This is a genomic window from Pseudomonas imperatae (assembly GCF_057128625.1).
In genome coordinates this window covers 51,296-62,527 of record NZ_JBSKHP010000037.1, presented here as the reverse complement: position 1 = coordinate 62,527, position 11,232 = coordinate 51,296, and the positions used below count along the sequence as shown (strand labels likewise).

12 protein-coding genes are annotated in these 11,232 nt (G+C 64.0%); 1 reads left to right on the top strand and 11 read right to left on the bottom strand.

Translation table 11 applies throughout. The features are described 5' to 3' along the window. Positions 1-518: 518 nt before the first annotated feature. The 8 genes from rpoS to ACWKWX_RS30245 all read right to left on the bottom strand — a co-directional run bounded on the left by rpoS (position 519) and on the right by ACWKWX_RS30245 (position 7,704). Positions 519-1,523, bottom strand: a complete 1,005-nt coding sequence (rpoS, locus tag ACWKWX_RS30280; RefSeq protein WP_416422868.1) for an RNA polymerase sigma factor RpoS — start codon at positions 1,521-1,523, stop codon at positions 519-521. Positions 1,524-1,630: 107 nt separating this feature from the next. After that, positions 1,631-2,524 (bottom strand): peptidoglycan DD-metalloendopeptidase family protein, encoded by an 894-nt coding sequence (locus ACWKWX_RS30275; RefSeq protein ID WP_483829655.1) that lies wholly within the window; start codon positions 2,522-2,524, stop codon positions 1,631-1,633. 166 nt (positions 2,525-2,690) lie between these two features. Then, complete coding sequence (locus ACWKWX_RS30270) at positions 2,691-3,365, bottom strand: protein-L-isoaspartate(D-aspartate) O-methyltransferase (protein ID WP_416422866.1); 675 nt, start codon at positions 3,363-3,365, stop codon at positions 2,691-2,693. Further along, positions 3,365-4,114, bottom strand: a complete 750-nt coding sequence (surE, locus tag ACWKWX_RS30265; RefSeq protein WP_473005607.1) for a 5'/3'-nucleotidase SurE — start codon at positions 4,112-4,114, stop codon at positions 3,365-3,367. Before surE ends, ACWKWX_RS30270 begins: the two co-directional genes overlap by 1 nt. Further along, complete coding sequence (gene truD / locus ACWKWX_RS30260; RefSeq protein ID WP_473005606.1) at positions 4,102-5,160, bottom strand: tRNA pseudouridine(13) synthase TruD; 1,059 nt, start codon at positions 5,158-5,160, stop codon at positions 4,102-4,104. The genes surE and truD overlap by 13 nt, the downstream gene beginning before the upstream one ends. After that, positions 5,157-5,630 (bottom strand): 2-C-methyl-D-erythritol 2,4-cyclodiphosphate synthase, encoded by a 474-nt coding sequence (gene ispF / locus ACWKWX_RS30255; protein ID WP_416422863.1) that lies wholly within the window; start codon positions 5,628-5,630, stop codon positions 5,157-5,159. The genes truD and ispF overlap by 4 nt, the downstream gene beginning before the upstream one ends. A 107-nt stretch (positions 5,631-5,737) precedes the next feature. Next, a complete protein-coding gene (gene fghA, locus ACWKWX_RS30250; protein WP_416422862.1) occupies positions 5,738-6,583 on the bottom strand; it encodes an S-formylglutathione hydrolase in 846 nt (281 codons plus the stop codon). Between the two features lie 8 nt (positions 6,584-6,591). Next, positions 6,592-7,704, bottom strand: coding sequence for an S-(hydroxymethyl)glutathione dehydrogenase/class III alcohol dehydrogenase (locus tag ACWKWX_RS30245; RefSeq protein WP_416422861.1), 1,113 nt, complete (start codon positions 7,702-7,704; stop codon positions 6,592-6,594). Positions 7,705-7,811: 107 nt separating this feature from the next. On the opposite strand from ACWKWX_RS30245, the gene ACWKWX_RS30240 reads away from it, so the two are divergent. Next, a complete protein-coding gene (locus ACWKWX_RS30240; RefSeq protein ID WP_416422860.1) occupies positions 7,812-8,717 on the top strand; it encodes a LysR substrate-binding domain-containing protein in 906 nt (301 codons plus the stop codon). A gap of 92 nt (positions 8,718-8,809) precedes the next feature. Here ACWKWX_RS30240 and ispD read toward each other — a convergent pair whose 3' ends face one another. From ispD to eno, 3 genes are all read right to left on the bottom strand, one after another. Then, positions 8,810-9,520: a 2-C-methyl-D-erythritol 4-phosphate cytidylyltransferase gene (gene ispD, locus ACWKWX_RS30235; protein ID WP_473005605.1), complete on the bottom strand. Its 711-nt coding sequence runs from the start codon at positions 9,518-9,520 to the stop codon at positions 8,810-8,812. Beyond that, positions 9,517-9,795 (bottom strand): cell division protein FtsB, encoded by a 279-nt coding sequence (gene ftsB / locus ACWKWX_RS30230; RefSeq protein WP_008366399.1) that lies wholly within the window; start codon positions 9,793-9,795, stop codon positions 9,517-9,519. The genes ispD and ftsB overlap by 4 nt, the downstream gene beginning before the upstream one ends. A gap of 98 nt (positions 9,796-9,893) precedes the next feature. Then, the gene (gene eno / locus ACWKWX_RS30225; RefSeq protein WP_416422858.1) at positions 9,894-11,183 is read right to left on the bottom strand and encodes a phosphopyruvate hydratase; all 1,290 of its coding nucleotides are present in this window, start codon (positions 11,181-11,183) and stop codon (positions 9,894-9,896) included. Positions 11,184-11,232: the final 49 nt, after the last annotated feature.

Here is an 11,232-nt window from a genome sequence, read left to right as displayed (position 1 = left end):
AACGCCTCCAGTCGGCCCTGGCGCTTTACGGGGCACACAATCAAGATCAAAGGCCGCACGGGATCAAGATCAACAGCGGTGCGCGGTGGCTGCGGTGGCTGCGGTGGCTGCGTTAACGCACTGCCGCCGAACCGCTTTTCAAAAGGCAAAAAAAAAGGGGCGGTATGACCCGCCCACCTTTTCTGTCCCTATTCCCTGTATCCCTGTCATCGTCCTGATGAACCGCGTCCTGCGGTGTCCTGGCGCTCATCCTTGAGAGCCTGTGCCTGCTCCTTGGCACTGGTTCGATCATAGAGAATCCAGATGACGATTCAACTGCACAAGTCTTTCAGGAAAAGTCTTTTCCAAGCTGCAACAGTCAGGAAAAACCAGACAGAACAGTACGTTGCGCATAGCCATGGAAGACGTTTGACAGCCGCAGTCCACAATCACTTACAGAACGCGCTGGTGATCGCTGACCCGAACGCCAGAAACAAAAACGCCCCGAACCAGTCGGGGCGCCTGAACCGCCAAACGAATTACTGGAACAATGATTCGCTGGACAGGCCGTTCTTCTCGAGGATCTCGCGCAAGCGCTTCAAGCCCTCGACCTGGATCTGGCGAACCCGCTCCCGGGTAAGGCCGATTTCCAGGCCGACGTCTTCCAGGGTACTGCTTTCGTGGCCACGCAGGCCGAAGCGCCGCACTACCACTTCGCGCTGCTTGTCGGTGAGCTCGGAGAGCCACTGGTCGATGCTCTGGGACAGGTCATCGTCCTGCAGCAGCTCGCAGGGGTCGGTGGGACGGTCGTCCGTGAGGGTGTCGAGCAGGGTCTTGTCGGAGTCCGGGCCGAGGGAAACGTCCACCGAGGACACCCGCTCGTTGAGCCCGAGCATGCGCTTGACCTCGCCCACCGGCTTCTCCAGCAGGCTGGCGATTTCTTCCGGCGACGGCTCGTGGTCGAGTTTCTGGGTCAGTTCGCGCGCCGCCCGCAGGTAGACGTTGAGTTCCTTCACGACATGAATCGGCAGCCGGATGGTCCGGGTCTGGTTCATGATGGCGCGTTCGATGGTCTGGCGAATCCACCAGGTGGCGTAGGTAGAGAAGCGGAAACCGCGCTCGGGGTCGAATTTCTCGACGGCCCGGATAAGCCCCAGGTTGCCTTCCTCGATCAGGTCGAGCAGGGACAGGCCACGGTTGACGTAGCGACGGGCGATTTTCACCACCAGGCGCAGGTTGCTTTCGATCATGCGCTTGCGGCCGGCCGGATCACCCTTTTGCGACAGGCGCGCAAAATGGACTTCTTCTTCCGGGGACAACAGGGGGGAAAAGCCGATTTCGTTCAAATACAGCTGTGTCGCATCCAGCGCACGGGTGTAATCGATGTACTTGTGTTGCTTGAGTGCTGTGGAGTTCTTGGCCTTGGCACGAACCGTGGGTACCACGGGTTCATCGTCCGCCTCAGCGTCCAGGACGATGCCGGTTTCCATAAGGAGCACCTCATCGTCGATGTCAAACTCCGGCGCTTCTTTGTTGAGAGCCATTTGTTATAGTCCTTTGTTGAGTTCGACCTCAAGCTCTAGCGTCGCGCTTATCCTTGGCTACGCTAAAGCCTGTCCCCGCTACATCGAAGGAACAGGCTTGGCAACGATCAACGTCGTGGCAAAAACTGCAAGGGGTCTACTGGCTTGCCCTGCCGGCGAATCTCGAAGTGGAGCTTCACCCGGTCGGTACCCGTGGAACCCATCTCGGCAATTGTCTGCCCGGCCTTGACCTGCTGCCCCTCCCGAACCAAGAGCCTGCGGTTGTGACCGTAGGCACTGACGTAGGTATCGCTGTGCTTGATGATTACCAACTCGCCGTAGCCCCGCAACCCACTCCCGGCGTACACCACCGAACCATCAGACGCAGCAAAAACAGGCTGTCCCAATTCCCCGGCGATATCAACGCCTTTATTCAAACTACCGTTTGAAGCAAATTTTCCAATCAGCACGCCGTTGGCAGGCCATGTCCAACCGCCTGTGATCTTCTCGCCCGCAGGCACCGGCACCGGCTCGGGAGCGACTGCAACGGGGGCCGGTGGCGCGGTTTTCTGACCCGGGGCACCCGGCACGGGTGTGAAGATAATGGGCCGACGAGTGACCTTGAACGAGCCCGACGGCGACGCCGAGGTTTCAGTTTGCGCCGCGGCGACCGGTGCAGATGGAGCGCTGCCATCACCGAAGCGAATGACCTGTCCCGGATGAATGGTATAGGGCTCGGGGATGTTATTGCGGGCAGCCAGGGCCTTGTAGTCCCAGGAGTAGCGGAAGGCGATGGAGAACAGGGTATCGCCGCGCTTGACCCGGTACTGGCCCGTGGTGACCGGCTGGCGCTCTGGCGCGGCCGGCGCCGAGGCTGCCCCGCCGCTGCTGCGGTCGACCACCCGCACGCCGCCCGAAGGGTGGCTTGCGCAGCCAGCCAGGGTCGTTGCAAGGGCGAGGCCAATCACCAGAAGCTTGTAGCTCGATAGTCCTGCATGCTGCCGAATGACTGTGGGACTCACCCGCCGCTCCCTTGAAAATGGTGGCTGATAGAAAAATAGACTGTTGTGTCGCAATTATAACCATCCACACGCATATTTCTGACGTATTCGCGTTACAACCTGTGAAGGCTGCGCTGTCAGACCCGTGCCCTGCCAAAGAATTCACCGTCAGCCAACGAAATCCTGCTCAGGCCAGGGGCCCGTTGAGCAGCGGCACGAAACGCACCGCTCCCAGCACATGCCGGGAAAAACCCTGATCTTCGCGGACGATCAGCATCAGTTGCTGCACCTCCCCCGAACCCACCGGAATGACTAGGCGCCCCCCCGGCGCCAACTGGTCCAGCAGCGCCTGGGGCACGTCGGTGGCCACGGCGGTGACGATGATGCCGTTGTACGGCGCCAGCGCCGGCCAGCCTTCCCAGCCATCGCCCCAGCGGAACACCACGTTGCGCAGGTTGAGCTCCACCAGGCGCTCCTTGGCGCGGTCCTGCAGCACCTTGATGCGTTCGACCGAGAACACCCGCTCCACCAGCTGCGACAACACCGCGGTCTGGTAGCCCGAGCCCGTGCCGATCTCCATGACCTTGTCCAGCGGCCCGGCCTCCAGCAGCAGCTCACTCATGCGCGCCACCATGTAGGGCTGGGAGATGGTCTGGTTGTGGCCGATGGGCAGCGCCGTGTCCTCGTAGGCGCGGTGCGCCAAGGCTTCGTCGACGAACAGATGACGCGGGGTGCGGCGGATCACGTCCAGCACCCGCTCGTTGCTCACGCCCTCTTCGTACAGGCGCTGGATCAGCCGCTCGCGGGTGCGCTGGGAGGTGAAACCGATGCCGCGACGGTTCAGGTCATCTTGTTCGCGCATCAGCGTAGGCCCTCCAGCCAGGTTTCCAGGCTGTCGAACGCCGGGCTGAAGGTGCGGTCCAGCTGCAAGGGGGTGACCGACACGTAGCCTTGCATCACCGCGTGGAAGTCGGTGCCCGGGCCGCCATCCTCGGCATTGCCGGCGGCAGCGATCCAGTAGCCTTCCTTGCCGCGCGGGTCGACCACGCGCGTGGGCGCCGCTGCGCGAGCGCGGTGGCCCAGGCGGGTCAGCTGGATGCCGCGGATGCGCTCCAGCGGCAGATTGGGAATGTTGACGTTGAGCACGGTGCGCGGCGGCAGGTTCAACTCACCGTGAGCCTGCACCAGGTGCCGGGCGTACCAGGCGGCGGTGGCCAGGTTGTCCACCTGGCGCGACAGGAACGAGAACGCAAACGAGGTGCCCCCCAGGAAACGCCCTTCCAGCGCGGCACCGACGGTGCCCGAGTAGAGCACGTCGTCGCCCAGGTTGGCCCCCAGGTTGATGCCTGACACCACCAGGTCCGGCTCCTGCGGCAACAGGCCGTTGAGGCCCAGGTGCACGCAATCGGTGGGGGTGCCATTGAGGCTGATGAAACCGTTGGCCAGGCGCTGCGGGTGCAGCGGCCGGTCCAGGGTCAGCGAACTGCTGGCACCGCTGCGGTCGCCGTCGGGGGCAATGACCGTGCACTCGGCAAAGCCGGCCAGCGCGTCATGCAGCGCGGCCAGGCCGGGGGCGGCGACACCATCATCGTTTGAAATCAGAATACGCATGGGCTTTCCGTCTGCCCTGCCGGCACCAGATCAACAAGCTCGCGCACCACCACGGTGGCGAAGCATCCGGCCGGAAGGACGAATTCCAATTGCAGAATGTCAGGCTCCGGATAATGCCACGCCAGCCCGCCGATGGGCAGCCGCAGGATGCGGCGTTCGTGCGCCATGCCCGCTTTTGCCAACCATTCGCCGAGCGGCGCCAACCGCGCGCCGACATTCTGTTCCAGTTCATGGATGGCGCCAGCGGCCGGCGAGTCACCTTCGCCCCACATCGGGCCGGTGGGGTGCAGGTCGAGAATGGCCAGGCGCGGGTCGCTGCACTCGGCCTCGCCGGCCGGGAAGAAGCTGCGGCTGTCGGTGAACGCCAGCAGGTCGCCGACCCGGGCCTGGTTCCAACTGCCGTCGCCGACGCGCGCGGCCAGCACCTGGTTGAACAGGTAGCTGCGCGCCGTGGACAGCAGGCGCGAACGCACGTTGCGCTGTTCCGGCAGGGCCTGGCGTTCGGCCCACTGGCGGGCGTCGTGGACGTTGCCACCCTGGAAGCCAAACCGCTGGGTGCCGAAGTAGTTCGGTACGCCAGTGGTCTTGAGCTGTTCCAAACGTGCGTCCAGGGCCGCGCGGTCAGCCTCCAGCGCGGTCAGGCGCAGGGTGAAGCCGTTGGCCGAGTGCGCGCCGCGCTGCAGCTTGCGCTTGTGGCGGGCGACCTTGAGGATGGCCAGGGTTTCGTTTTCAGCGGCGCTCAGGTCCGGGTCGGCCTTGCCGGGCAGGTGCAGGCTGAACCATTGCCGGGTCAGCGCCTGGCGGTCCTTGAGGCCCGCGTAGCTGACGGTACGCAGCGGCACGCCGGCGGCCTTGGCCAGGCGGCGGGCGGCCTCTTCGGTGTTGAGGTTGCGTTTTTCCACCCACAGCCACAGGTGCTCGCCCTCGCCCGCCAACGGGATGTCCAGCACCTCGTCGACCTGGAAGTCTTCGGCAGTGGCTTTCAGCACGGCGCGGCCCAGGGCCGGCCCGGCGGCGCAGGGGCCCAACAGTTCGAGTTCGTTCATGCTGGCAGCAACAAGGCGACGGCGTGAACCGCGATACCTTCCTCACGGCCGGTGAAGCCCAGCTTTTCGGTGGTGGTGGCCTTGACGTTGACCTGGTCCAGTTCGACCTGCAGGTCGGCGGCGATCAGGCTGCGCATGGTGTCGATGTGCGGGGCCATCTTCGGCGCCTGGGCGACGATGGTGGCGTCGACGTTGCCGACCTTCCAGCCCTTGGCCTGGACGATGCCGACCACGTGGCGCAGCAGCACGCGGCTGTCGGCGCCCTTGAATTGCGGATCGGTGTCGGGGAAGTGCTTGCCGATATCACCCAGCGCGGCGGCGCCGAGCAGCGCATCGCTCAGGGCGTGCAGCAGCACGTCACCATCGGAATGGGCGAGCAGGCCGAATTTGTGAGCGATGCGAACGCCGCCCAGGGTAATGAAATCGCCGTCAGCGAAACGGTGCACATCGTAGCCGTGGCCAATACGCATAAATAGAAAAGCCCTGAAGGAGACAGGGCGTGATTCTACCTGCTTTATGTAACAACGGGGCCGCAAAAAGCGGCCCCGAAACGCCGTGAATCAAGGGCAAAACGACATCATTGGGCCAATGCCGCGGCGTGGTGACGCAGGTGGTCGTCGATGAAGCTGGCGATGAAGTAGTAGCTGTGATCGTAGCCAGGCTGCAGGCGCAGCTGCAGGTCGTGGCCTGCGACCTTCGCCGCCTGCACCAGCGCCTCGGGCTTGAGCTGGTTGACGAGGAAATCGTCACGGTCGCCCTGGTCCACCAGGAACGCCTGGGGCGCCTTGCTCTCGGCCATCAGCACCGACGCATCCCACTCGCGCCAGCGCGAACGCTCCTCGCCCAGGTAGCGGGTGAAGGCCTTCTGGCCCCATGGGCAATCCATGGGATTGCTGATGGGCGAGAACGCCGACACCGAACGGTAGCGCCCCGGGTTGCGCAAGGCGCACACCAGCGCGCCGTGGCCACCCATGGAGTGACCGCTGATGGCACGGCGGTCGGAGGCCGGGAAATGCGCCTCCACCAGGGCTGGCAGCTCATTCACCACGTAGTCGTGCATGCGGTAGTGCTGGGCCCACGGCTGCTGGGTGGCGTTGAGGTAGAACCCCGCCCCCAGGCCGAAGTCCCAGGCGCCGTCGGGGTCACCGGGCACATCGGCGCCGCGCGGGCTGGTGTCCGGTGCGACGATGATCAGGCCCAGCTCGGCGGCCAGCTTGTGGGCGCCGGCCTTCTGCATGAAGTTCTCGTCCGTGCAGGTCAGCCCCGACAGCCAGTACAACACCGGCAGCGTGCCGCCCTGCTCCGCCTGGGGCGGCAGGTAGACGGCGAAGGTCATGTCGCAACCCAGCACGTCCGAGCGGTGGCGGTAGCGCTTGTGCCAACCGCCGGCGCTTTTCTGGCAGGAGATGTTTTCCAGGCTCATGGGCAACCTCAGAAGTGGATGACCGAACGAATGCTCTTGCCTTCGTGCATCAGGTCGAACGCCTTGTTGATGTCTTCCAGGCCCATGGTGTGGGTGATGAAGGTGTCCAGCGGGATCTCGCCCTTCTCGGCCATTTCCACGTAGCTTGGCAGCTCGGTGCGGCCACGCACGCCACCGAACGCCGAACCGCGCCAGACGCGACCGGTCACCAGCTGGAACGGACGGGTGGAAATTTCCTGGCCCGCGCCGGCCACGCCGATGATCACCGACTCACCCCAGCCCTTGTGGGCGCATTCCAGGGCGGCACGCATCAGGTGCACGTTGCCGATGCACTCGAACGAGAAGTCGACGCCGCCGTCGGTCATGTCGACGATGACTTCCTGGATAGGACGGTCGAAGTCTTTCGGGTTGACGCAGTCGGTGGCGCCCAGCTGGCGAGCGATCTCGAACTTGGCCGGGTTGATGTCGATGGCGATGATGCGGCTGGCCTTGGCCTTGACCGCGCCGATGACCGCCGACAGGCCGATGCCGCCCAGGCCGAAGATGGCCACGGTGTCACCCGGCTTGACCTTGGCGGTGTTGAGCACCGCACCGATGCCGGTGGTCACGCCGCAACCCAGCAGGCAGACCTTCTCCAGCGGCGCTTCCTTCTGGATCTTGGCCACGGAGATTTCCGGCAGCACGGTGTATTCCGAGAAGGTCGAGGTGCCCATGTAGTGGAACAGCGGCTTGCCGTTGTAGGAGAAACGCGAGGTGCCGTCGGGCATCAGGCCCTTGCCCTGGGTGGCGCGCACGGCCTGGCAGAGGTTGGTCTTGCCCGACAGGCAGAATTTGCACTGGCGGCATTCGGCGGTGTACAGCGGGATCACGTGGTCGCCCACGGCCACCGAGGTCACGCCTTCGCCGATGGCTTCGACGATGCCACCACCTTCGTGGCCCAGGATCGACGGGAAGATGCCTTCAGGGTCGGCACCGGACAGGGTGTAGGCGTCGGTGTGGCACACACCGGAAGCGACCACACGCACCAGCACTTCGCCAGCCTTGGGCATCGCCACGTCGACTTCGACGATTTCCAGCGGCTTCTTGGCCTCGAATGCTACTGCGGCACGGGACTTGATCATCGCAACCTTCTCCTGAAGTGTTTAAGTAAGACGTTCAGTGTAATTCATGGGCCATTGAGGAATAATCAGGCCAAAGACAAAACATTATTGCCATGCAGGGATAATCAATGAGCGACAACCGCTGGGACGGTATCGACGAATTCGTCGCCGTCGCCGAGTGCAGCCAGTTCACCGCGGCGGCGGAGCGCCTGGGCATCTCCTCGTCGCACATCAGCCGGCAGATCGCCCGGCTGGAAGAACGCCTGCAGACCCGCCTGCTGTACCGCAGCACCCGGCGCGTGACCCTGACCGAGGCCGGGCAGACCTTCCTGCAGCACTGCCAGCGCCTGCAGGACGGCCGCGAGGAAGCCCTGCGCGCCATGGGCGACCTCAACAGCGAACCCAAGGGCCTGCTGCGCATGACCTGCGCCGTGGCCTACGGCGAGCGCTTCATCGTGCCGCTGGTGACCCGCTTCATGGGGCTGTACCCGCAACTGCGGGTGGACATCGAGCTGACCAACCGCACCCTCGACCTGGTGCACGAAGGCCTGGACCTGGGCATACGCCTGGGCCGCCTGCAGGATTCGCGGCAGGTGGCGTCGCGCCTGGCGCCGCGGCGCATGTACCTGTGCGCATCACCTTCCTACCTTGCACGCTATGGCCGCCCGCACAGCCTGTCGGAACTGGCGCGGCACAACTGCCTGGTTGGCAGCTCGGACGTCTGGCAACTGCAGAACGAGGGCCGCGAACTGGCGCAGCGGGTACAGGGCAATTGGCGCTGCAACAGCGGGCAGGCGGTGCTGGATGCGGCGTTGCAGGGGATAGGCTTGTGTCAGCTGCCGGACTATTACGTACTGGAACATTTGCACAGCGGCGCGCTGGTGTCGTTGCTGGAGGCGCACCAACCGCCGAACACGGCAGTGTGGGCGCTGTACCCGCAGCAGCGGCACCTGTCGCCTAAGGTGAGGAAGCTGGTGGATTATTTGAAGGCAGGGTTGGCGTCAAGACCCGAATATCAAGCCAATCATCTGTAGCCGCTGCCGCCAGGCTGCGCTGGCCCTTATGTACGCCAAAGATCCTCAGCGAGGCATCAGGCCAGCGCAGCCTGGCGGCAGCGGCTACAGGACTAGTGCGGACGCTGCGCCCAACGCTGGCGCAGCCACTCCAGGTCCTCAGGCCGGGTCACCTTGAGGTTGTCCGAACGCCCTTCGATCAGCCGCGGCGCTTGCCCGGCCCACTCCATGGCAGAGGCTTCATCGGTAATCGCCACGTCCGCCACCAGGCTGTCCGCCAGCGCTCGGTGCAAGGCACCGAGGCGGAACATCTGCGGCGTATAAGCTTGCCAGATGGTGCTGCGGTCGACGGTTTCCGCCACGCGGCCATGGGCGTCGGCGCGCTTGAGGGTGTCCTTGGCCGGCACGGCCAGCAGGCCGCCCACCGGGTCGTGGGCCAGCTCGCCCAGCAGCTTGTCGAGGTCGGTGCGCGCCAGGTTGGGCCGCGCGGCGTCGTGCACCAGCACCCAATCGTCATCGGCAGCGCCCTGGGCGTGCAGGTGCAGCAAGGCATTGAGCACCGAGTCGGCACGCTCGGCGCCGCCAGGGGCACGCTGGATACGCGGGTCACGGGCACTGGCCAGGTCAGGCCAATAGGGGTCGTCTTCAGCCAGGCTGACCACCAGGCCCTTGAGCCCGGGGTGGTCGAGGAAACAGGCCAGGCTGTGTTCGAGAATGGTTCGGCCGCCCAGTTGCAGGTATTGCTTGGGCCGGTCGGCTGCCATACGGGCACCAACGCCTGCGGCAGGAATCACTGCCCAGAAGGCAGGGGAAGAATAGGTCATTGCGCCAACTGATAAAGGGTTTCACCGTCCTTGACCATGCCCAGTTCATGGCGAGCCCGTTCTTCAACGGTCTCCATGCCCTTTTTCAGTTCCGCCACTTCCGCGTCGAGGACACGGTTACGCTCCAGCAGGCGCTCGTTTTCGGCGTGCTGGTCGGCGATCTGCTGCTCAAGGCTCGACACCTGGGCCAGGCTGCCGTTACCGACCCAGAGGCGGTACTGCAGGCCACCCAGCAGCAAGAGCAGGACAAGGAACAACCAATAGGGACTGCGCATCAAGGTATCCAGTGGAAATAAACGGCCGTACTGATGGCACGAAGCCTGGCTAGGCCAGGCTTTGTGCTGTACAGCGCTTGCTTTGTACCATCTAAAGCTTAGCCGCGAAACTCGGCACGGCCACGATAGACCGCCTTGGCGCCCAGTTGTTCTTCAATGCGCAGCAGTTGGTTGTACTTGGACACGCGGTCCGAGCGGCACAGCGAGCCAGTCTTGATCTGACCAGCGGCGGTACCCACGGCCAGGTCGGCAATGGTCGAGTCCTCGGTTTCGCCCGAACGGTGCGAAATGACCGCGGTGTAGCCGGCGGCCTTGGCCATCTGGATGGCTTCCAGGGTTTCGGTCAGGGTGCCGATCTGGTTGAACTTGATCAGGATGGAGTTGGCGATCTTTTTATCGATGCCTTCCTTCAGGATCTTGGTGTTGGTCACGAACAGGTCGTCGCCCACCAGCTGCACCTTGTCGCCCAGCTTCTCGGTCAGCACTTTCCAGCCAGCCCAGTCGGACTCGTCCAGGCCGTCTTCGATCGAGATGATCGGGAAACGCTCGGTCAGGCCTTTCAGGTAGTCGGCAAAACCGGCGGCGTCGAAGCTGTGGCCTTCGCCGGCCAGGTTGTACACGCCGTCTTCGTAGAATTCGCTGGCTGCGCAGTCCAGGGCCAGGGTCACGTCGGTGCCCAGCTTGTAACCAGCGTTGGCCACGGCTTCGGCGATGGCCGACAGCGCGTCTTCGTTGGAGGTCAGGTTCGGCGCGAAGCCGCCCTCGTCACCCACGGCAGTGTTCAGGCCACGGGCCTTCAGCACAGCCTTGAGGTGGTGGAAAATCTCGGTGCCCATGCGCAGGCCGTCGGAGAAGGTCTTGGCGCCAACCGGCTGCACCATGAACTCCTGGATGTCGACGTTGTTGTCGGCGTGCTCGCCGCCGTTGATGATGTTCATCATCGGTACTGGCATGGAGTAGACGCCAGGGGTGCCGTTGAGGTTGGCGATGTGAGCGTACAGCGGGATGTCCTGGTCCTGGGCAGCGGCCTTGGCGGCAGCCAGGGAAACGGCGAGGATGGCGTTGGCACCCAGCGACGCTTTGTTTTCAGTGCCGTCGAGTTCGATCATGGCGTGGTCCAGGGCTTTCTGGTCCGCAGGATCCTTGCCCAGCAGCAGCGAGCGGATCGGGCCATTGATGTTGGCCACGGCCTTCAGTACGCCCTTGCCCATGTAACGGCTCTTGTCGCCATCACGCAGCTCGAGTGCTTCACGCGAACCGGTGGAAGCACCGGACGGCGCGCAAGCGCTGCCGATGATGCCGTTATCGAGAAGCACGTCGGCTTCCACAGTGGGATTGCCACGGGAGTCGAGAACTTCACGACCTTTGATGTCGACGATTTTTGCCATTGTTATAAGCACTCCAAATTTGACCAAAACGACACTGCTGAGGGAAATC